The following is a 22,724-nucleotide window of genomic DNA, read 5'->3' on the forward strand; positions in this document are numbered from 1 at the left end:
CGTCAATCGTGCAGATCAGGACCAGTTTGCCTTGGTGAGCCAACAACGCACCGCAAGCGCGCAAGCCAAAGGCTTTTTTTCTAAAGAAATCGTGGCAGTTGAAATCCCTCAGCGTAAAGGTGATGCTGTGGTGATTGATACCGATGAACATCCACGTGCATCGACCACACTTGAAGGTTTAAGCAAACTTAAACCAGTTGTCAAAGCAGATGGTACAGTCACTGCAGGTAATGCTTCAGGCATCAACGATGGTGCAGCGGCTCTGCTGATTGCTTCTGATGAGGCAGTTCAGGCTTATAACCTAAAACCACGTGCCAAGATCATTGCTTCAACAGCCGTAGGTGTAGAACCACGCATTATGGGTTTTGCTCCGGCACCAGCCATTAAAAAATTACTTAAACAAGCCAACCTGACTTTAGATCAGATGGATGTGATTGAGCTCAATGAAGCCTTTGCTGCACAGGCTTTGACAGTGACCCGTGACTTAGGCTTACCAGACAACTCTGACAAAGTAAATCCAAACGGTGGTGCCATTGCTTTAGGTCATCCGCTTGGGGCGTCAGGTGCACGTCTTGTAACGACAGCCTTAAACCAGCTTGAACAAACAGGTGGCCGTTATGCCTTGTGTTCAATGTGTATTGGTGTGGGCCAAGGCATTGCTTTGATTATTGAACGTGTTATTTAAAAGGAAAGAATTAATGCTATTTACGTACGAAAATATTTAACTATATCTACTCCTTTAACTGATCAGAAAATTGAAGATATTCAAGCAGAGGAGAGTGCTTATTTCAAAGAAATTCAAAAGTCAGGAAGTGCTCCCACTTATAGAGAATAATGGAGCAATATACAAACATGAGTATTTTGATGTTGAAAGCAATTAGGAACTACATAACTTGTTGCAAAGTTTACCACTTTATTCTTATAGAAAATGGAAGTGGTTCGTTTAAACCCATTCTATCTTCAGTATGAGAAAATGTTTATTAATTTTTGATTAAAGCTATATTATTTTCTGCAAAGTATATATTTTTTTGTAACGAATATTCGGAAAACCTGTTAGATGGTTTTAATTTTTGGGTTTTTAAATACAAACAGCTTTTTGAGTGAAAGAGATACGATGTTGGAGTATTTTTTTAAATTTGCTCATTAAACCTAAGTTAGATCTAAATGTTGTCTTTTTCTTCAAGATATAAGTTGAATATATTGATTATATTTAATTTATATGTATGAGGTGTTTGAATTTTTTAATAATTTTTAACTAAATTGGAGGTGGAATTTAGTTGAAAATTAAAAAATAAATTAGTAACTGGCTTTGCAATTGAATGAGGGCAAAGGAAAAATTTAGTATTCTTATATGTCGTATAATATATTTTTATTTTCGAATAAAACAGAGTTTGGTATAAATTTATTTAATTATAGGAGTAAATAAAATATACAAACTTAAAGGTTTATTTTATGAGATTTAATAATTATAATTTAAAAGTTTATTTAATAGCATTAATATCATTATGTCAAAATTAGAAGTAAAGGCCGAAAACCATAAAATTTTTGTTTTCAAAAAGATATTTGAGTTTGAGTCCGCTAAGCAACAAGCTGAAAAGAAAAAGGTCAACGCTTTTGGAATGTTGGCAAAATTTAATTTTCTAAAACGTCCTACTGAAGAAACTGTAAATTTAAAAAATCATATTCTACGTTATGAACCGTTTTGGTTTGTTTCAAGTGAACGCAATTTAAACTATGATTGTGTTGTTACTTATTCTATTCCTGTACATAATCCTCATGCGAAGCAGATTCAGGTTTATACAGATCCTGAACAAAAAAATTATCCTGTTACACGCCAACAAGATAAAGGCAAAATAGAATTACAAATGAAGGAAGTGTGTAGCCGGAAAATAGAGTTTTCAAATTATTTTGATGGCTTGCAGCGTGAACTTAAATCATCTCATTTAGCAGAATATATTAGAAAATTTGAACTTACCGAAGTAGAGAAAGTCGAAGTTGAGAATGTACTTCAACCATTACTTTCTCTTGATTCAGTTACTAGTATAGTTAGGTCAGAACTACAAAATCAAAAAGTTCATGCAACTAATATCATTGAAGATTCAGAAGAAATAACTCAACTTTACCTTTATTTTCGCCCCGTTTATGCGTTTGAATATATTTGGTCTAATGCAGATAAAATTGGTGTTATTGAAGTTGATGGACTTACCGGCGAGGTTATTGAACAAGGAAATTGGTTCAGAAATACTTTTGATCAAGCTTTTACTAAAGAAAATTTAGTAGAGCTTTCAGCAGAATTGGCGAGTACAGTTGTTCCTGGTGGAGGTACTTTGGTAAAAGTCGCATCAAAAGCTATTCCTCTTTAAGGTAGCCTCTACCTATTGGATTCTTTAAGCCAAACAACTTGTTTGGCTCTTATTTTCAGAATTTAATTCCTATCTATTGAGACTCATCTAAATCACGTTCGCGGCATGATAATTCATAATAATTACCTTTTGGCAGAGAACTAATTTTAAACCCATAGTAAGTGCTATCGGTTTCTATCGGAGCGATATTACATTGATTCTTTTTTGCAAATTTTTCAATTAATTTTAAATTGGTGGTTTGCTTAAATACAGCTCCCCAACCTTCACTCACACAACAGCCCACATATTCAGACATATATTCATCTGAAATAAGTACAACGTTTTGTCCCATAAATTCATAAGGTTTTTTGAGTTTGTATATATCGTTATAGTCTGCTCTTGAAATATTAGGTTTTTTGGCTAGGAAACCTTTTTGTTTAAGAATTTGAAACTTTAAAAAATCTTCAGGACCAGTACCAAGTCCCCGATAAATCGAGCTATTTTCCTCTGCAAAACTATATGAGCTGAAAATGCTAACTAAGCTTAAAAGTAATAATTTTTTCATTTTAAATTTCAAAAGTTATATGAGGCCACAATTCTTTCATATCTTATGAATAGCGTAAAGTAAATGACTGATTTTTATATTATAGATAGGTTTTTCTATACCACGGCAAACCATAATTAATTTACTAATAATAGGTTTCATATAATTAACTATCTATAGAATAAATTTTTTGCTTCTTTAAAAATTATTTAAACGAATTAAGTAAATTTTTTATCAGAGTCCTAATTTATTCGCTTATTGGATAGTCTTTTTGTATATAATATGTATTCTTTGTATTTATTTATCTTTATAGAGTAAACATGAAAAAAATATTAATCATTACTATGGCGTGTTCTTTCAGTTTAATTGCTTGTTCAACTACTGAAACTTCAAGAACGATACAAAGTCCACAAGTCACTGCTGCTACTGCTACAACAAAATATACCGGAGTAAAAACTCCTATTTCTATTGGTAAGTTTGATAATCGCTCTAGTTATATGAGGGGTGTTTTCTCTGATAATGTCGATCGTTTAGGTGGGCAGGCGAAAACTATTCTTGAAACACATTTACAGCAAACTGGCTATTTTTCAGTTTTAAACCGTGACAATCTATCAGAAATTAAACAAGAAGTAGGTTATAGCAATACTGCTCAATCTATTAAAGGTGCTCGCTACGTTATTACTGGTGATGTCTCTGAATTTGGTCGTAAAGAAGTAGGCGATCAACAGTTATTTGGTATTTTAGGACGCGGTAAACAACAAGTTGCTTATGCCAAAGTTAATTTAAATATTGTTGATGTAAAAACATCAGAAGTCGTGCATTCGGTACAAGGTGCTGGTGAATATGCATTAGGTGCACGAGAAGTTTTAGGCTTTGGTACTACAGCTTCTTACGATTCTACGTTAAATGGTAAAGTACTCGACTTAGCTGTTCGTGAAGCAGTAAATAATCTTGTGACAGATATTCAAAATAACCGTTGGTCAATTCAATAATTTTGGATATGTGTTAGATGAAAAAAATTCTTTTTAGCAGTTTTCTTGCGATGAGTTTGGTGGGTTGTGCCGCTGGTCCTCAACCTTTATACAATTGGGGAACTTATACTCATCAAACCTATTTGATGTATAACGCACCTGAAAAAGCAACGCCAAATACGCAGATCACAAAATTAGAAGCAGAGATTGAAAAAACCAAAGGTAAGGGCCTAGCTGTACCACCGGGGTTATTTGCTCATTTAGGATTATTGTATTTACAAGAAAATAATTCTCAAAAAGCAATCGAGTATTTCCAACTTGAACGTCAAGTATATCCAGAATCTACCGTTTTAATGGATCGCTTATTGCAAAAAATGAATACGAATGGTGGGAATGCAAAATCATGATTAAGAAACTTCTCATTGCCAGCTTGGTCATTTCTAGCCTTGCATTTACAGGATGTGCAGTTACTGCACCACCTAATAAAGATATTACGGCCTATAAAGCCCATATGCCAAAGTCAATTTTGGTATTGCCACCAGTCAATGATTCACCTGATGTAAAAGCGACCTATAGTTATTGGCCTACTGTGGTGGCACCTGTAGCAGAAGCTGGCTATTATGTTTTTCCAATCTCTGTTGTAGACAACATGTTTAAAGAGAATGGCGTTACTAATGGCAACGATGCTCAGTCTATTTCACCTCAGAAATTACAAGAAATTTTTGGCGCAGATGCTGCTCTCTATATTCGAATTAAAGAATATGGCTCTAAATATCAAGTCATTCAAAGTGTTGCTACAGTAAGTGCAGATGCAAAACTTGTTGATTTGAAAACGGGAGATGTGATTTGGACAGGTGAGAAAAAACTTGTTCAAGCGAGTAGTGATGGTAATGCGGGTTTAATAGGGATGGTCGTTGGGGCTTTAGTTGAACAGATTGCTGGCAGCTTTAATGATAGAGCTTATCCATTAGCAAGTATGGTCAATACTCAACTGTTTACCCCGACTAATTATAATCCAGGTATGGGGTTATTATACGGACCACGTTCACCTAAATTTCAACAAGATGGCGTAGCTAAGTAAATTAAACTCAAGCTAGTTTCTTAATTTCTTAAATAAGTTGCTTCATATATTTGCTATGTGGAGCACTTCTATAAAAACTTTGAACTAAGCAGAATAGACAGTTAAGAAACTGATTTTATCTGCTTAATTCAATTGAAATCATATTATTTCTTCTGTTTAAAACGGTATTTACATTTCAAGCAGCGATAGTCCTGAAATATATTTTTATCAATCATTACGCCTGCTTTTTTACCAAAAATATTACCTACCACACCGCCAGTAATGCCTGCACTAATTGCACCGACAAAAGTTCCTACAGTTCCACCAACAATTACACCTAATGGTCCGGCAACAGTACCAATCGCTGCCCCTACAGTAGCACCAGTTGCGGCGCCGCCTACAGTACCTGCCGTAGTGCCTGCAGCTGTTAATAAAACACCGCCAGTGGTTTTAAGTAATTTGTCATGATCACGTGTTTCAATTTCTGTAGAACCACATTTCGGACATTGCAGTGTTTTTTCCATAAAATTTTCCTGTCTTTCATCATTGAGCGACGCAGTGAATAATGCGAAATCTATATGTGGGTAAAGAACACTGTGTTAGATGAAGTGTCTTTTTCCTAGAAAGGCATCGCAACAATATACTTTGTCAGCCTCGATTTTAGCTGAACATAAGCACAAATAATTATAGATCATGTAAACACTTGTATTTTAATCATGATCTGTTGAGTATGATTTAATTGCTTGTTTTAAAATGAATAAAGAATACATAAAATATCTCAGAATTAATTATTGTGAATTAAATTAGAAATAGGCATATGGCATAATTGGTTTGTTCTGAAGGCAAATTGTTTGTAAACCCCAAAATAATAAAGGCTTATCCTGTTTGAATAAGCCTTATTTGAAGATTAGAGTGATTTTTTCCAACTCAAAATTGTATATAGCCCAAACATAAAGGCGATCCAGATTGGAATAAGAATTACCGACTTTTCAAAGCCTTGAGTCCACATGATATATAAAATCATGCCAATAAAAGTCAAAACGATATAGTTACTCAAAGGTGAAAATAGGGCAGGAAATTTGGCAACTTTATTTTCAAGCTTCATCGAACGTTTAAATTTTAAATGGGTAAAACTAATAATTGCCCAGTTTAAAACCAAAGCTGCTACAGCCATGTACATAAGATAGCTTAAAGCTTCTTCTGGTATGAAATAGTTAAGTAATACACACCCAAAAATTAGAATAGAAGAAAAGATAACCGCGGATGTAGGTACACCTTGTTTGCTTACTTTTGCAAAAACTTTAGGTGCGTTGCCTTGAACTGCTAGCCCGTACAACATACGGCTATTGGCATACATCCCACTGTTATAAACAGAAAGTGCAGCAGTCAAAATAATAAAGTTAAGTAAATGTGCTGCCCAACCAATGCCCAGTTGGCTAAAAATCATGACAAATGGACTCTTATCTAAACCGCCGAGGTCCAGTTGATTCCATGGAATAAGCGACATAATAATTGCCAGCGAAGCCACATAAAATACCAAAATTCGAAAAATGACTTGGTTAATGGCTTGTGGAATACTTTTTTCAGGATTTTCAGCTTCAGCTGCCGTCATTCCAATGAGTTCAATACCACCAAAGGCAAACATTAAAAAAGCGAGCATATAAAACAGGCCCGAGAATCCATGAGGGAAAAATCCGCCATGCTGCCATAGGTTTGAAAAGCTAGCTATAGAGTCACTACCCGCGGTAAGCAGTAAATATAAGCCAAATACAATCATTGAAATGACCGCAGCAACCTTGATAATGGCTAACCAAAATTCAGATTCGCCATAAAATTTAACATTGCCTAAGTTCAAGCAGGTGACCAGCACAAAGAAAAATAAAACTGAAACCCAAGCAGGGATATGAGGCCACCAATAATGTACATATTTAGCCACGGCGGTAAGCTCGGTCATGGCAACCAAAATGTACACTACCCAATAATTCCAGCCCGATAAAAAACCGGGAAATCTTCCCCAGTATTTTTGTGCAAAGTAACTAAAAGAACCGACTACAGGTTCTTCGACAATCATTTCACCCATTTGGCGCATAATTAAAAATGCAACCAAACCGACAATGGCATAACCCAAAATGATTGAAGGACCAGCAGACTGAATGACTTGTGCCGAGCCTAAAAATAGTCCTGTGCCCACAGCACCACCCATAGCGATTAACTGGATGTGACGATTTTTAAGTCCACGTTTTAGTTGGGAAGATGAATTACTCAAAATACTATGCGCTGAATAAAGAAGCCGGCGTTATTGTAATGGATTGTGCATCATTAGCCTAATCAGAAAAACAGTGATGAATTGCAAGTATAGAAAACTACAAATATTTGAAATGATTGAAGACAATTATTTGATATACAAATAAAATAGAAGTTGATGAGTGAAATGACAAAGTTCTATGTAAGTCTTTTAAGCTAGTAAAGCTGTAAAGATGATTGTTAAAACTGGATATACTTTTATCTATGAATTTTGGTGGGATATTGTATTTCTAACAGTATTAACAAGAGAAATTTATATTCGTAAAAGAATAAAGCTGAATAAGGGAATAAAGGTAGTAGACAATGCAGTGTAAAGAACTATATAAATATGAATGCCTTATAAATCCTGATTGTACGAAACTAATAAAAGGAGAGATTCTGGGAATTATATTTCTCCTATTTTGTATGTTTATATTGGGGACAGCTCTTTTTGAATCTAATAAATGGGTAACAGATTTATTTGGTGTTAATATATCATTGTATTATTTGTATCCTGTCACTATTGGTATATGTGGACTAGTTTATTTATTTGGAAAATTTTTTAAGTATTATCGTTATACTATCTTTAGATTTTATTTTAAAAAAGATTTTTTGATATTGAAAATTTGTGGAATAAAAACTGTTAAATTTAATAATTTTAATATTATTACTGATCAATATCGTATTGGGCATTGGAATAGTTTTAAAAAGGAATACTTTAATTGTATAGGTATTGCTAATGACAAAAAAGTATACTTAATTCCAGTAGCTGACGGTAAGCAAGATGAGCTTATAGAAGTCTTAATGAATCATATTGATAAACAAGTTGAAACATAAATAGACCTATTCCTATTTAACTAAGTCTAATTAATATCTAAAAAAGGATTCACAACTGTACGAATCCTTTTTTAGAAAATGACGTTTTTATAAATTAGAAAGAAACCATTTTGCCTGGGTTAATCATTGCTCCGATGCCATACATACTTTTAGCGAGTGGAATAACGACAGGGGCAAGCGTACGGCCAAAAATAATATTTTGATGGTCAATTTTAGATAACATTTCAAAGTCATTCGATTGCCCAATAAAGTCATTTGCAATGGCTTTACCAATACGTACTGTCTGCGCTACGCCATGACCGCTCCAGCCGTGAACTGCATAAATCGGGAACTTGTTGCCAAATTTACGGCTATCGACTGCACCATTAACAGTTAAATCGGTAGTTCCACTCCAGACGAAATCCATCTCTAGATTTTTAATTTGCGGGAATACGGTATGAATTCGATGCTCTAGATAATTTAGAGTTTTCTCTGGTCCCCAACATGTTCCTGTACCTTGTCCACCAAACAGTAAACGGTTATTAAAGACAGGGCGGTAGTAATCAATCTGGAACTGAGTGTCATAAACCGGATGTCCAAATGGCAGAAGCTCTTTGGTATCAAGCTCTAAAGGGGCGGTGGTCGCGACATAGGTATAAAATGGAATAGTGGTATTGTTCTGTTCAGATAAAAGTTTAAACGAGGCATGGTGTACTGCCAGAACTACAGATTTTTTAGCTTTCACGACTGCATTTGCTGTGTGAACATAAATACCATCTTCTTTTTCTTCTATTGAAATAACTTCTGTTTGTTCATAAACAGTACCGCCGTTTTGGCAAAAACCATAAATTAAGCCGCGGTTTAGAGCCAACGGATGGATTTGTCCACCTAACTCATCAATTAAACCGCCTGTATAGTAGTCTGACTTAATAAAGTCCATGAGTTCATGTTTACCCACAATACGGGTATGGTCTTCACCTAAGTATTTTCGGGCATCGGCACCTTGTGTTAAGCCAACCAAATGTCCCTCATGAACGGCGGCAGTGATATGGCCGTATTTACGGTCAAAGTTGAGTTGGTATTTTTCAGAGATATCATCAATCAGTTGCATCGCTTCAGTAGAGGTAAAATGCCATAGCTTTTTGGCATCTTCGTAGCTGAGTCGATCGGCCATTTCTTGAGCTTCCCAACGTGCTAAACCTGGGGTGAGTTGTCCACCATTTCGACCTGAAGCTGCACTACCAATACGATTTTTTTCTAATAAAACCGTATCTACACCTTGTTCAGCTAAATGTAAGGCAGTTGATGAACCTAATAAGCCACCACCAATAACCACCACATCACACTCGATGTCAGCATTTAAACTGTCAAATGTATGCCAATTCGAGAGGGAACTTTCATAGTAGTTTGCTGGGTTATCTACCGAAGTGCCGTTAATCGTGGTTGCGTCAAATTTCGCGTGTTTTGGATTTAACCAGCTCCATTCTTTACCCACTTGTAAAGACTGACTTGGTTTGTATTCCACATCTTTTAAAAGTTGAGGTTTAGAAATAATTTTCATGACGAAGTTCCTTAAAAAATTAATAAGCATTACTAATTGCAATACTTTGTTTTTTAATCGTTTTATAAATGAATAGGAGAATGCCTAAAGCCAACCAGAAGCACCCAAAAGTCAGTGAAGACGAGTCGAGATTGAGCCATAAACAAATAATGCTGATGACCGATAACAGCGGTAAAAATAGGTTTAGAAATTTATTTTTAAAACCTGAGCGTTGTTTATCTTTAATATAAAATTTCATAAAAACTGAGAAGTTTACGGCTGTAAACGCAACAAGCGCACCAAAACTGATCAGACTGACAACTTGAGCTAAATCTAAGAAAATAGCCGACATTGAAATAAGCCCGACAAATAAAACCGAGAAAAAGGGTGTGCCTAAAGAGCTATGGATGGTTCCAAAATACTTTTTAGGGAAAATATTGTCGGTACCCATTATATACAGTAAACGCGAAGCACTGGCATGTGAGGCAAGGCCAGAGGCGACAGTGTTCATAATTTGTCCGCATAAGAAGATGGACTGAAACAAAGCACCACCGACATAAAGCACAATTTCTGGTAACGCTTCTGAAGGATGGTGAAAACGGACATTATTTGGAAAATAAAGCTGAATAAACCAAGCGGCTGTGAAGAAAATAGCTCCGCCAGCAAGTGTGGTTAACATGACTGCACGGGGAATATTTTTGGTGGGTTGTTTGGTTTCATTTGAAAGGGTGGTGACCGCATCAAAACCTAAGAATGAAAAGCATAGAACTGAGGCCCCAGCAACAAGTGGTAACAGTGATTGTTGACCATGCCATAGCGGAGCCAAGGTAAGTACATGTTCGTAACCTTGAGTAGAGCCAATACCCCGGACCACTAAATATACAAAAATGACCATGAGGATAATGGGTGCGAACACAAACACGAGGCTTAAGTTGGCAAGTAACTGAATACGGAAACAGTTGACTAAAGTCACAAGGCCCGCCGATACCAGCACCCAAAACCAATAAGGCAAACTTGGAATTAGTGCGGTGAGATAAATTGCAGCCAGTAACACATTGATGAGTGGTAATAACAGATAGTCGAGTAGAGAGCACCAGCCGACAAAAAAACCACTTTTGGGTCCTAAGCTTTCGGCAGTATAACTATAGGCTGAGCCTGATTTTTCCGAATTTTGACTAAACCTTGCGTAGCTCCAAGCGGTAAGCAACATAGCACCTAAAGCAAGTAAATATGCGAGAGGGACATGCCCGTTGGTAATTCCGGAAACAATACCGAAAGTATCAAAAACCGTCATGGGGGTCATATAGGCAATACCAATAATTGTCACTTGCCATAGCGATAATTTTTTTAAGGAAGACGCTTTATTTTCCATGTCTTTTCAACCTCAAATTTCGTTGTTTTTGCTTTTCATCCAGAAAGGCGATGCTATTTTTAGGCCAAAACTTCTCCTAGACCTGAATAAACAAGTCTGTTTGAAGAAAGTTTGAACAATAGCTAGGGACTTAAAGTGCTATATCACCTTGGTGGTACACTAAAGCGGGAATAAAAGGCCAATATTCTTTGCTTTTTAGATGACAACCAACTGGAAAGACTGACAGGGTTGCGAGAAAAACTGTTGATCAGTTTTATCTTTAAATAATGTCCCGGTTCTGATGCTAATGTCATTTGAAGTAATGACTCGAGATGAATCATTCATAATGACCGCCTTTTGCTTAATGTTTTTGAGTTTTGGCATAAGTAGTTTTTCAAGGGCCGAAACTAAAATATCGGTCGCAATGACACCGATAAAATGGTCATGAATCATGACAGGGTGAGCAATGGTAATGGTATAGGCACCATTGCAAATATAATCCACATAAGGACCATGTATGCATGGACTTTTATTTTGTGCAGGTTTATGGAACCACTCAAATGAGCGGAAATCTAAAAAGCGCTGCGCATTTTGGTAGTTTTCAAGTTTTGCTTGTTGTAATTGATCTTCTTTTTTATACCACCATTCTAGCGTCCAATAGTCTTGCTCATCTTGAGTTGCCGGACTATAACTTGCAAAACCCGTACCTTGACTATAATGGCTCTGAGAGAGTGCTTTTTTAATTTCTTTCTGCAAAGCAGCGCGTTCTGAAGTTGAAAGCTTAATATCTGCATTTTTTTCAGAAGCGTGTTTTGACAGAATTTTACTTGCTTTACTTGCGAGTGTTTCCGTAATAGAGGTTGTTTCGTCAACCACCGTCTTTAACAAATTTTGAAGCTCTTCTACATCTAAATGTTGGGTCATTCCTATAACTCCTAAAATTCCATATTCCTAACTTGTGTATTAATAAGCCATCTTATTTCTTATTTTTATTCACTCGATAACTTATATCGAAGCATTTGGTCAGTGAGCATTGAAACTATGTTTCTGGCTTGAATAACAGCTTCATTTTCATTGTTGTCAATAAAAGACGACAAAAGATGGTGATATTGTTTTACAACTTCACGGTGAAAATCATCATCTTGATAAAGCACGGCAATGAGCGGAGCCCATTCAGCCTGAATCGTGAGTTCCTGATTTGCCAGTCTCGAAGATTGGGCAAATGAGGTGAGTGTGAGTAAACAACGTAAATCAAGCTGTGCACGTGTATCTGCTTCAACAGCTTGTTCAAATTGATCAATCAACTCTTTGATTTTGTTAAGTTCGTATTCAGTTGTTCTTTGAGCGGCCAGATAGGCACTATGACTTAAAATTGCACTATGAAACTCACCTAAATCGGCAAGATACTCATTTGAAGCTTGGCGCAAAGGATGTTGATTTAAAAGTAAATCCGAAGGTAGCTCACAAACAAAACTTCCACCATTTCTTCCGCGACGTGTATCAATTAAACCCTTTACGCGTAAAGTATTTAATGCTTCACGAACAGTAATTGGCGAAACTCCCATTAAGCGTGCTAAGTCTGCTTCATTAGGAAGTTGTTCATTGCTTTTGAGCAAACCAGAGATAATTGCATTTTCCAAGCGTTCTACAACTTGTTCCGAACGAGTTGCTTGAGCAATAGGTGCAAAAATTATCGTATATGCTGACATGGCGAATTCTCTAAAAGCTAAGTCAAAAGACTTAGCTTAATGAAGCGGATAAATAGTTATTAAAACACGCCATAACCATGGACAGCCTGTTCATCTTCAGGCACAGCAGGTATTGCATCCCAAAGTTCAACAATTTTGCCATTATCTACACGCCATAGTTCAAAATAGGCATGTCGATTTCCGGCAATACTGCCTTCGGAATGTGTCAATACAAATTGACCATCAGCAATGGAGCGATGCGTTTTTGAGTATACCAAACCTTGTCCTTCATTACGGATATTGTTCAAAAAATCAATCACGGCTTTAACGCCATCACCAATATCTGGACTATGTTGAATGAACTGATCGCCGTCGGTATATTCTTTAAAGGCTTCATAATTTCCATCAATTAATGACTTCTTGAAGAAAGACGTCACAATCTCGCGGTTTTTCTCTGGGTCATGGTGAGTTACGATTTCAGTCGGACCATCTAGTTGAGTTCTACCGCTTACATTCGGTGCAGCTTCTGCCACAAGACCATCCCAATGCTCGACAATTTTGCCGTCTTTTACTCGGTAAATATCAAAACCAACCAATGGGTTTTCATCTAAGCCTTGAAAGCGGCCATGAATTGCAACCAAATCACCATCTGCTAGTACACGTACAGCTTCGTGTTGCATATCGGGACAATCTTCTACCAATTGACGAAGACCTGAAATACCATTTGCAACGAGTGGTGAGTGCTCTATAAAGTCTTCAGAAAAATAACGGTCTAGAGCAGTGGTGTCATGCAAATTAAAGAGTTCGTGATGGGCTTTAGTCACCAAGTCTTTCATTTCTTGCTTATTCATTTTGATCTCCTTTCAAAACGCATTGTTATTATTCGTTTGAACTCATCACATGTTTAACACGGGTATATTCTTCAAAACCGTAACCAGATAAATCTTTACCATATCCTGACTTTTTGAAGCCGCCATGTGGCATTTCCGCGGTTAAAGGAATATGGGTATTAATCCAAACTGTACCGAAATCAAGTTCACGTGATAGGCGTGTTGCACGAGCATGGTCTTTGGTCCAAACACTTGAAGCTAGGCCATATTCAACATCGTTGGCTTTTTCAATGGCATCATTTTCATCGGTAAATTTCTGAACGGTAATCACTGGTCCAAAAATTTCATTTTGAATAGCTTCATCATGTTGTTTTAGGCCACTAATAACAGTCGGTTCAAAATAGAAGCCTGGGCGGTCTGCCTGTTTTCCGCCTGTTTCAACTTTGGCGTGAGCAGGTAAGTTGTCGATAAACGCTTTAACATTCTTTAATTGATTGGCATTGTTAAGTGGACCATAAAGCGCGTCTTGATCATCTGGATCGCCAAAACGGGTATTTTTTGCAGCTTCAACGAGTTTAGCTAAAAACTCGTCATGAACAGATTCAGCCACAATCACACGTGTTGCAGCAGTACAGTCTTGGCCTGCGTTGAAATAGCCGGTTAAAGCGATCATTTCAACGGCTTTATCAAGGTCTGCATCTTCAAAAACCAGTACAGGTGCTTTACCACCAAGTTCAAGATGAGCTTTTGCTAAATTTGCAGCAGCAGAAGCAGCAACTTGTAATCCGGCACGAACTGAACCGGTAATCGAAACAAGAGCAGGGGTTTTGTGTGATACAACTTTTGAACCGACTTGCGCTTGGCCTAACACCACGTTAAATGCACCTTTCGGAAAAAATGGTGCAGCAATTTCTGCAAGTAAAAGGGTACTTTCAGGAGTGGTGTCACTTGGTTTTAATACGACAGTATTACCCGCTGCCAAAGCAGGAGCAATTTTCCAAACCGCCATCATGAGTGGATAGTTCCAAGGTGTAACTTGGCCGACCACGCCGACTGGTTCGCGGCGAATAGAAGAAGTTAAACCTTCTAAATATTCTCCAGTTGCTGTGCCATCGAGTAAGCGGGCAGCGCCTGCAAAGAAACGAACTTGATCTGCCGATGCACCTACTTCTTCAGATGCAATTAAATGTTTTAACTGACCTGTATTGCGGCTTTGCGCTTCAATTAAACGGTCAGCATTTGCTTCAATGGCATCTGCCAAGTGAAGTAATGCTTTTTGACGAGTCGAAGGTGTACTACGTCCCCAAATTTTAAATGCTTCTTTTGCAGCAGCATAAGCTGCATCAACTTCTGCCTCGGTCGCATTCGGCGATTGTGCATAGACTTCACCAGTGACTGGACTTACCAAATCGAAGAAATCATTTCCTTTGCTAGCAACATATTCGCCGTTAATGAAGTGTTGTAGTTGAGTTTTAGCCATTTTTATACCTTGTCCTTAGGTTTTAACATATAACATATAATACTATATGTATTATGTTTTAAATTTTCTGTCAAATGCTTTGATGGGGGGGAGTGAGTGAAAAAGGGGGAATTTAAATCAAATTAGATTTTAAGTTTTTGATTTTGATTATTTAAAAAAATTAAAAATTTATTGAGGATTGTTAGAATAGGTTCATCATGAGGATGGCACTTTTAGATTTAACGAGCGGCCATAGAGAAATTTTTGAATGAAAGGGAATGGATGAGCTCAGCCGTAAGTTGGCTCACTCCATGCTTGATTTAAGTTTGAACGCAGTGATTAGGTCTTATGGCTAGCAAGTAAAATACTAGTTTCACTATTGTAAATACCTGAAATATTTCTAATTCTCTCTAATACTTTATCGAAGTTTTCTAAAGTGTCGGAACGTAGCTCAACCAAAATATCCCATTTACCGTTGGTTTTATGTAGACATTCAACCGCACTTTCTAGGCGTAGTTCTTTAATCACAGACTGTGCTTTGGTGCCTTCGACCATAATGCTCATCCATGCACGGATGACATTCCGTTCCGCATTTGGTTTAAAACGAACCGTATATCCGGTAATAATGCCCGAGGATTCAAGATACTCCATTCTCTTTTTAATCGTTGCTCTTGAGACGTGAACTTTTTCAGCTAATTCGGTTACAGACATCCGTGCGTTATCTTTAAGTAAACCTAAAATAATTTGATCAATATTGTCCATAATGTAATTGTCAATTATCAGATTGGTAAAAAATAATTCATTTTTTACTGAATTACAAATTTTGTGAATCAATTTGATTTTGAATAATAAGGTCATCAGTTAACCCGAATAATTCAATTTAATGGACTAGATAAGATGAATAATTTTGCAGTTTCTCGTGGTGACTTTAACGAGTGGATGGTTCCAGTATTTGCACCGGCAAATTTCATTCCGGTACGTGGTGAAGGTTCACGTATCTGGGATCAAGAAAATAAAGAATATATCGATTTTGCAGGCGGGATTGCAGTAAATGCATTAGGTCATGCGCATCCAGTGGCAGTCAATGCGTTAACAGAACAAGCAAAAAAACTTTGGCACGTCGGTAACGGCTATACCAATGAACCTGTTCTACGCCTTGCTAAACAACTCACCGAAAATACATTTGCAGACAAGGTTTTCTTCTGTAACTCAGGTGCTGAAGCGAATGAAGCAGCATTAAAACTTGCGCGTAAAGTTGGACTCGACAGCGGTGTTGCAGGTAAAAGTGGCATTGTGGCATTTAACAATGCTTTCCACGGCCGTACCTTATTTACCGTTTCAGCGGGTGGTCAACCTAAATATTCACAAGACTTTGCACCACTTCCAAATGGCATTAATCACGTTGCCTTTAATGATTTAGAAGCTGCCAAAGCAGTCATTAATGAGCAAACTTGTGCAGTCATTGTTGAGCCAATCCAAGGTGAAGGCGGCGTTATTCCTGCTGAGATCGAATTTTTAAAAGGTTTGCGTGCGCTATGTGATGAGTTCGGTGCCTTACTTATTTTTGATGAAGTACAAACTGGTGTTGGTCGTACAGGTGCACTGTATGCCTACATGAACTACGGTGTGATTCCAGATGTGTTAACTACTGCAAAAGCATTGGGCGGTGGTTTCCCGGTCGGTGCAATGTTAACAACTGATAAATTTGCGCCGCATTTTTCTGTAGGCACACATGGTACGACTTATGGTGGTAATCCGTTAGCAAGTGCGGTTGCTGGCGCTGTATTCGAGTTTATTAATACGCCTGAAGTGCTTAATGGCGTTAAAGAGCGTCACGACTACTATAAAAACGCTTTAAATCAATTAAATGAAAAATATAAAGTCTTTAAAGCAATTCGTGGCAGTGGTTTATTGCTCGGATGTGTTTTAAAAGACGAGTTTGCTGGTAAAGCAAAAGATATTAATAACCTTGCGGGTGAAGAAGGATTATTGAGTCTGATTGCTGGTCCAAATGTAGTCCGTTTTACACCTTCTTTAATCGTTCCATTTGCTGATATTGATGAAGGTTTAAAACGCTTTGAACGTGCGCTTGCTCGCTTTGTGGAAATTCAAAAGGATGAACAAGCAGCATGATGATTATTCGCTACATTGAACCTAAAGATATTAATGACCTTTACCTGTTGGCGCAAAAAGCGGGTTTTGGTTTGACATCTTTGCAGCCAAATATGGAAAAGTTGGCTGCACGTATTGAACGGGCCTGTAAAACCGTAGCAGGTGAACTTCCAAAAGCAGATCAGGTTTACTTATTTGTTTTAGAAGATACTGAACTCAACAAAGTTGTCGGGGTTTGCGGAATTGAAGTCGCACTTGGTTTAAAAGAGCCTTGGTACAATTTCCATGTAGGAATCCAAGTTCATGCTTCAGAACCGTTAAGTGTTTATAACGCTTTACCTACTTTGTATTTGAGTAATGACCATACTAACTGTAGTGAGCTTTGTACTTTATTTTTAGATCCTGACTATCGCTTAAATAAAAATGGCAAATTTTTATCTAAAGTCCGTTTTTTGTTTCTCTCTGCCTTTCGCCAATATTTTGAAGAAACGATTGTTGCTGAAATGCGCGGCTATTCTGATGCAAATGGGCAATCACCATTTTGGAATGCGGTAGGGCATAAGTTTTTTAATATTGAATTTACCAAAGCCGATTATTTGAGTGGAGTGGGGCAAAAGGCTTTTATTGCTGAGTTGATGCCGAGACATCCCCTCTATGTCGATATGCTGCCTGATGATGCTAAAGCCGCGATTGGTATTGTTCATCCCAATACTCGACCAGCCTACAATCTCTTGCTTGAAGAAGGACTACGCTACAAAGGCTATATAGATATTTTTGATGGTGGTGCAACGCTGCAAGCAGATATTGAAAATTTAAGAGCAATTAAAGAAAGCCAGATTTTAACTGTACAAGTTGTAGAGTCTATTCCTCTTAGTTTAGGTGATGAACCCTATATTGTGGCCAACGATAACTATGAAAATTATCGAGCAATTCTTGTATTTGGCACACCTTATCAGGAGTCATTGCAAATAACAAAAGCACAAGCAAAACAATTAAATGCTGAAAATGGTGGTTTAGTCCGTGTGTTAAGCGTCCATGTTAAACAGGACTCGAACCCACAGATAGTGAACAAACTTAAAGAAACAGAACATTTGCGAATGGCTGTTAATTAAACAGAAATACTATACATTTCACCAAATTTAAGAAGGAATACTATATTATCGCTAGCGCAAGATGGGTATATGGATAAATACAATCTTGCTCGCTGAGCTGGGATTAATTAGCCTGTTTTATTATATAAAAGATAATTCAATAAAATGTGTAATTAATTTATATATTTTAAGAATTTTTCAAAATTATATTTTTAAATGCAGGCTAATATAATAATGAAGGAAAGGAATGATGAATAATTTTTATTGTTATAGGTGATGGCTTTTAAAAAGGAATTTATAAGGTCTTAAGTGATTTAATAATATTTTTAGAATGGTTTAATGGACTAAATTAATAATCATATAATTTATTTATTATTAAAGCATTTACGACGGTTGCTATAAATTGGAGTAAATATTACATGAGTAAGAATAACGGAAAGCAATTCCTGGAAGGAGATCTTCTTGGTAGTCAACATATGACTGAGCAAGAAGAAGAGAAATTGCAGCGCTCATTGACAAATCGTCATATTCAAATGATCGCAATCGGTGGTGCAATTGGTACTGGATTATTTATGGGTTCCGGGAAAACATTAAGTGTTTCGGGTACTTCAATTGTTTTAACCTATTTAATTATTGGTTTCTTCTTTTTCTTCGTGATGCGGGCAATGGGTGAATTGTTGCTTGCGAATACCAATTTTAAAACATTCGCCGATTTTGCAACGGCTTATCTCGGTCCGTGGGCGGGGTTCTTCCTTGGTTGGTCCTACTGGTGTAACTGGATTATTACTGCGATTGCCGATGTAATCGTGATCGGAGGGTACATGCAGTTTTGGTATCCAGATTTACCCGTCTGGATTCCGGCATTTACTTCATTGGCGATCTTAACCATACTCAATTTTGTGGCCGTTCGGCTTTTTGGTGAACTTGAGTTTTGGTTCTCCCTCATCAAAATTACTGCAATTATTCTGTTTATTCTGGCGGGAATTTATTTAATTGGGACTGGATTTACTTCACCAAATGGTGTTAAGGCCTCAATGAGTCATTTGTTTGAAACAGAATCAATGTTTCCTTATGGTGTAACAGGTTTCTTGGCAGGCTTTCAAATTGCCATCTTTGCATTTGTGGGTATTGAGCTTGTCGGTACGACTGCTGCTGAAACCAAAGACCCGCATACTTCACTTCCGAAAGCAATTAACTCTATTCCTTTACGCATTTTATTATTCTATGTAGGCGCATTGGTTTGTATTATTGCAGTCACATCTTGGGCAAAAGTTTCACCAGAAAAGAGCCCATTTGTAGAAATGTTTACCTTGGTTGGATTACCAATTGCGGCGGGTTTAATCAACTTTGTTGTTGCGACTTCGGCTTTATCTTCTGCAAATAGTGGAATCTTTGCAACCAGTCGTATGCTATATGGTTTGGCTTTAGACAACGATGCACCTAAAAGCTTTAGTAAGCTGTCAAAAAGAAAAGTTCCAATTCGCGGACTCGTATTTTCAATGGCATGCGTAACGGTTGGTACTTCTATTTTATTTATTGTGCCTAATGTCATGACCGCCTTTACGATTATTTCAGCGCTCACTTCAATTTTATGTATTTTTACGTTTATGTTGATTGTGCTTTCATATATTTATTATCGTAAGAAAAGCCCTGAACTACACATCCAGTCAAAATATAAAATGCCGGGTGGATTATTTATGGCTTGGATGACTATGTTGTTTTTAGTGTTTACTATCGTAATTTTGGCTTTAGATCATGATACTTTAATTGCACTTGAGTGTTCACCAATCTGGTTTATTGGTTTATTTATTGCCTATAAATATAAAAAGAAAAAGATGTTGCAGCTTGATATTTTAAAAGCTCAAAAGGTTGATTATATTTAAATCATTTTTAGTGATTTTATTAGAAATCTTATTATTTAAAACCCAATAAAAAAGCCTCATTGCGAGGCTTTTTTATTGGGTTTTAATTAATAGTTGGATCGCCTTTCTTCAAGAAAAAGCGAATCGCTAATTTTTGTAGGAATGTTCCATAAGGAGGGTGGAAAAGCTGAGTCGGGAAAAAACGATGGCGAATAAAAACAGTTTTTGCATGTGAAAGTTCACGGAAACCTTCTTCGCCATGATATGACCCCATACCTGAGTTGCCGATACCCCCGAAAGGAGCATCATGGTTAACTACATGCCAACCCCAGTCATTGATGGTCACACCACCCGAATGAGTTTCACGTAAAATACGATCACGTTCTATCGAGCTATGTGTAAAGCAATAAAGCGCTAAAGGTCGTTCGTCCGATTTCACATAGGTAATCGCATCATCTAAAGAATCATAAGCCACCACAGGTAAAATAGGGCCAAAGAGTTCTTCTTTCATAATGCGCATATCTGGCGTGCAATTCAGCACAATGTGCACAGGCATCCTGCGGCCTTGTTGATCGAAGCTGTAAGTGTCGCAAGGAATAATACGAGCACCTTTTTCTTGCGCATCGGTCAAGATATCTTGAATACGTTTTAAATGGCGGTCGTTCACAATGGATGTGTAATTCTCATTATTTTCAATGTCGTGACCAAACATTTTTATAAAGCTTGATTTCGCAGCTTCAACAAATTCATCAATACTTTCTTTGGGAACCAACGCGTAGTCAGGCGCTACACAGATTTGACCACTATTAGTTGCTTTGCCATGGGTAATACGTTTTGCCGCATCGGCAAGTGGGTAATTACGGCTCACAATGGCTGGTGATTTACCACCTAACTCAAGTGTAACAGGTGTTAAGTTTTCAGCTGCTGCTCGCATGACGACTTTGCCAATCGCTGGCGAGCCAGTAAAGACAATATGGTTAAATGGTAAAGAGGTAAATCTTGCTGGGTCTGTAATTTCTTCACCAAAAACCGCCACTTCATCTTCATTAAAGACTTCAGCAAGCATGCGTCTTAGCATTGCATTGGTATTCGGTGTAATTTCAGGGAGTTTAATCATGACTCGGTTGCCTGCAGCTAATGCGGCAATGAGTGGGCCAAGTGCTAAATAAACGGGGAAATTCCAAGGAACAATGACACCAACCACACCTTTAGGTTGGTATTGCACACTTAAACGGTTTGATAAAAATAAAAGCTCGGTACGGCGTTTACTTGGACGCATCCAGCGGCGTAAATGATGAATCGCATGATCAGCTTCCAACACGGAGCCAAGCAAATCTAGTAGTTTAGATTCATCGAGTGATCTTGAACTAAAGTCAGCATTAATCGCGGCAGCTAAAGCATCTTGATAACGAATAATTTGTTTTTTAAGTTGATGCAGACTTGTACGGCGTGCTTCAAGACTTGGGTAAGGATCTGCTTCAAAATTGGCACGTTGTTTGGAAAAAATAAGTTCCATATGTTCAGTGGCAGAGCCGCTATATTCTTTTAAGGTGGACTGTTCCATTATTATTCCTTCCATACTTTTGCTTATCATACTTTATGCTTGAAGCGTCATATGGTCGATGTTAAATTGAGACAACAAGAGGTAGTTTAGTGCCATTATGCACGTCACTCTAGGGATGGTGTGAATTAAATGCCTAATAATGTTTATAAAAATACAAATGCTATTATCGAAGGAAATTATGATAATACACTCTTAGGTGCCAATACATATTTGCTAGGTTTAACCAGTTTATTTGATGAAATGGGTTTGCAAGGCCATTCAATATCCGATGTTTTATCTGGCACGAATATTTCAACAGATGAGATAAATCAATCCTCTTTATATATTTCTCAAGTTCAAAAAATTCAGCTATTTCAAAATATTCAAAAACTATCAAATGATCCACTCATTGGTCTGCGCGCAGGGCAAAAGCAGCGATTGTCAGATTTTGGAGTGTATGGCTATGCGTTGTATTCCTCACGTAATTTTAGACAAGCGGTAGAGCTTGGTATTCGACACATTAAGCTTGCAGGACCTATTTTAAAGAAGTCTTTTTATATTCGGGATGACGTTGCCCTTTTTGAAGGGCAGGACATTATTGCACTGGGTAAGCTTTTACCTTTAGTGTGCGAGTTTTGGTTTAGCTCTATGCAAACCTTAATTGAACGAGTGCTTGAAGGACCATTTCAAGCGAAGAAGCTTTTATTACCATACCCAGCGCCTGACTATGCAGAAGAATATGAAAAATTTTTTCATTGTCCCGTTCAGTTTAATACTGGGGTGATGCAATGGCACTTTGATTTAAAGTGGCTCGATGTACCTTGCCCAAATGCCAACCCGATTACTGCGGACATGTGTAAGTCGTTTTGTGAGCGGATGCTAGGCGCTGCTGAACTTGAAGAGCCTGAGTTGGTGAAAACGATTCGTTTAATACTATTGGATGGAACAGGGCTTTTTCCATCAGCTCAAGAAATGGCTGAACGTTTACATATCTCAAAGCGTACTTTACACCGGCGCTTGGCAGGTTTTGATTTAACCTATCAAGAATTGTTAGATGAGACTCGGCGCCGTCTTGCTGATGAATATTTGCGAGAGACAACTTTAACCATAGATGAAATTGCTGAGAGAATTGGCTTTTCAGATACTTCTAACTTTCGAAAAGCCTACCGTCACTGGACAGGCATTTCACCAAATGAGTATCGAATACAGTACCTAAATTAGATTAAGGTTTG

General features: G+C 37.4%; 20 protein-coding genes and 1 pseudogene. 10 read left to right on the forward strand and 11 right to left on the reverse strand.

Going from position 1 to position 22,724, the window contains the following annotated elements; genetic code table 11:
- Together KNQ97_RS13050 and KNQ97_RS13055 are read left to right on the forward strand one after the other, a co-directional pair.
- A partial coding sequence (locus KNQ97_RS13050; RefSeq protein WP_253612324.1) for an acetyl-CoA C-acyltransferase occupies positions 1–685 on the forward strand: 685 nt, incomplete at its 5' end.
- Positions 686–1,452: 767 nt separating this feature from the next.
- A pseudogene (locus KNQ97_RS13055) lies at positions 1,453–2,363 on the forward strand (hypothetical protein).
- Between the two features lie 73 nt (positions 2,364–2,436).
- Here the strand turns inward: KNQ97_RS13055 and KNQ97_RS13060 are convergent.
- Positions 2,437–2,907, reverse strand: a complete 471-nt coding sequence (locus KNQ97_RS13060; RefSeq protein ID WP_163048376.1) for a hypothetical protein — start codon at positions 2,905–2,907, stop codon at positions 2,437–2,439.
- Positions 2,908–3,206: 299 nt separating this feature from the next.
- Here KNQ97_RS13060 and KNQ97_RS13065 point away from each other — a divergent pair, with 299 nt between their 5' ends.
- Genes KNQ97_RS13065 through KNQ97_RS13075 form a run of 3 tightly spaced genes read left to right on the forward strand, consistent with a single transcriptional unit; the run spans position 3,207 to position 4,938 of the window.
- Positions 3,207–3,878, forward strand: a complete 672-nt coding sequence (locus KNQ97_RS13065) for a CsgG/HfaB family protein (RefSeq protein ID WP_000721904.1) — start codon at positions 3,207–3,209, stop codon at positions 3,876–3,878.
- A gap of 17 nt (positions 3,879–3,895) precedes the next feature.
- A complete protein-coding gene (locus KNQ97_RS13070; RefSeq protein ID WP_002059262.1) occupies positions 3,896–4,264 on the forward strand; it encodes a DUF4810 domain-containing protein in 369 nt (122 codons plus the stop codon).
- Positions 4,261–4,938, forward strand: coding sequence for a GNA1162 family protein (locus tag KNQ97_RS13075; RefSeq protein ID WP_000592254.1), 678 nt, complete (start codon positions 4,261–4,263; stop codon positions 4,936–4,938). Before KNQ97_RS13070 ends, KNQ97_RS13075 begins: the two co-directional genes overlap by 4 nt.
- A gap of 143 nt (positions 4,939–5,081) precedes the next feature.
- Here KNQ97_RS13075 and KNQ97_RS13080 read toward each other — a convergent pair whose 3' ends face one another.
- Together KNQ97_RS13080 and KNQ97_RS13085 are read right to left on the reverse strand one after the other, a co-directional pair.
- The gene (locus KNQ97_RS13080) at positions 5,082–5,441 is read right to left on the reverse strand and encodes a hypothetical protein (protein ID WP_000416092.1); all 360 of its coding nucleotides are present in this window, start codon (positions 5,439–5,441) and stop codon (positions 5,082–5,084) included.
- A gap of 383 nt (positions 5,442–5,824) precedes the next feature.
- Positions 5,825–7,183, reverse strand: coding sequence for an amino acid permease (locus KNQ97_RS13085; RefSeq protein ID WP_074031673.1), 1,359 nt, complete (start codon positions 7,181–7,183; stop codon positions 5,825–5,827).
- 341 nt (positions 7,184–7,524) lie between these two features.
- Between KNQ97_RS13085 and KNQ97_RS13090 the strand changes: the two genes are divergently transcribed.
- A complete protein-coding gene (locus KNQ97_RS13090) occupies positions 7,525–8,037 on the forward strand; it encodes a hypothetical protein (protein WP_253612325.1) in 513 nt (170 codons plus the stop codon).
- Between the two features lie 94 nt (positions 8,038–8,131).
- Here KNQ97_RS13090 and KNQ97_RS13095 read toward each other — a convergent pair whose 3' ends face one another.
- The 7 genes from KNQ97_RS13095 to KNQ97_RS13125 form a co-directional block, all read right to left on the reverse strand.
- Positions 8,132–9,577: an FAD-binding oxidoreductase gene (locus KNQ97_RS13095; protein WP_000691959.1), complete on the reverse strand. Its 1,446-nt coding sequence runs from the start codon at positions 9,575–9,577 to the stop codon at positions 8,132–8,134.
- Positions 9,578–9,596: 19 nt separating this feature from the next.
- A complete protein-coding gene (locus KNQ97_RS13100; protein ID WP_253612326.1) occupies positions 9,597–10,928 on the reverse strand; it encodes an APC family permease in 1,332 nt (443 codons plus the stop codon).
- Between the two features lie 195 nt (positions 10,929–11,123).
- Positions 11,124–11,831, reverse strand: a complete 708-nt coding sequence (locus KNQ97_RS13105; RefSeq protein ID WP_000191922.1) for a cache domain-containing protein — start codon at positions 11,829–11,831, stop codon at positions 11,124–11,126.
- Between the two features lie 65 nt (positions 11,832–11,896).
- Positions 11,897–12,616 carry a FadR/GntR family transcriptional regulator gene (locus tag KNQ97_RS13110; RefSeq protein ID WP_253612327.1) on the reverse strand — a complete coding sequence of 240 codons (720 nt, stop codon included), beginning with the start codon at positions 12,614–12,616 and terminating at the stop codon, positions 11,897–11,899.
- A 59-nt stretch (positions 12,617–12,675) separates the two neighbouring features.
- Entirely contained in the window at positions 12,676–13,446 is a 771-nt protein-coding gene (locus KNQ97_RS13115; protein WP_001041177.1) for a nuclear transport factor 2 family protein, read from the reverse strand.
- 28 nt (positions 13,447–13,474) lie between these two features.
- Positions 13,475–14,905: a gamma-aminobutyraldehyde dehydrogenase gene (locus KNQ97_RS13120; protein WP_109090620.1), complete on the reverse strand. Its 1,431-nt coding sequence runs from the start codon at positions 14,903–14,905 to the stop codon at positions 13,475–13,477.
- A 318-nt stretch (positions 14,906–15,223) separates the two neighbouring features.
- Positions 15,224–15,646 carry an Lrp/AsnC family transcriptional regulator gene (locus KNQ97_RS13125; RefSeq protein ID WP_002001056.1) on the reverse strand — a complete coding sequence of 141 codons (423 nt, stop codon included), beginning with the start codon at positions 15,644–15,646 and terminating at the stop codon, positions 15,224–15,226.
- Positions 15,647–15,781: 135 nt separating this feature from the next.
- On the opposite strand from KNQ97_RS13125, the gene KNQ97_RS13130 reads away from it, so the two are divergent.
- From KNQ97_RS13130 to KNQ97_RS13140, 3 genes are all read left to right on the forward strand, one after another.
- Positions 15,782–17,017 carry an aspartate aminotransferase family protein gene (locus tag KNQ97_RS13130; RefSeq protein ID WP_253612328.1) on the forward strand — a complete coding sequence of 412 codons (1,236 nt, stop codon included), beginning with the start codon at positions 15,782–15,784 and terminating at the stop codon, positions 17,015–17,017.
- Complete coding sequence (gene astA, locus KNQ97_RS13135; RefSeq protein ID WP_253612329.1) at positions 17,014–18,108, forward strand: arginine N-succinyltransferase; 1,095 nt, start codon at positions 17,014–17,016, stop codon at positions 18,106–18,108. Before KNQ97_RS13130 ends, astA begins: the two co-directional genes overlap by 4 nt.
- A gap of 398 nt (positions 18,109–18,506) precedes the next feature.
- Complete coding sequence (locus KNQ97_RS13140; RefSeq protein ID WP_000042092.1) at positions 18,507–19,970, forward strand: amino acid permease; 1,464 nt, start codon at positions 18,507–18,509, stop codon at positions 19,968–19,970.
- Positions 19,971–20,052: 82 nt separating this feature from the next.
- Here KNQ97_RS13140 and KNQ97_RS13145 read toward each other — a convergent pair whose 3' ends face one another.
- On the reverse strand, positions 20,053–21,513 hold the full coding sequence (locus KNQ97_RS13145) for a coniferyl aldehyde dehydrogenase (protein ID WP_253612330.1): 1,461 nt from the start codon (positions 21,511–21,513) through the stop codon (positions 20,053–20,055).
- A gap of 129 nt (positions 21,514–21,642) precedes the next feature.
- Here KNQ97_RS13145 and KNQ97_RS13150 point away from each other — a divergent pair, with 129 nt between their 5' ends.
- Positions 21,643–22,713 carry an AraC family transcriptional regulator gene (locus KNQ97_RS13150; protein WP_253612331.1) on the forward strand — a complete coding sequence of 357 codons (1,071 nt, stop codon included), beginning with the start codon at positions 21,643–21,645 and terminating at the stop codon, positions 22,711–22,713.
- Positions 22,714–22,724 lie beyond the last annotated feature (11 nt).

The sequence above is a fragment of the Acinetobacter sp. UC24323 genome, assembly GCF_024151445.1.
In the GTDB taxonomy this organism is placed as follows: Bacteria; Pseudomonadota; Gammaproteobacteria; order Pseudomonadales; family Moraxellaceae; genus Acinetobacter; species Acinetobacter baumannii.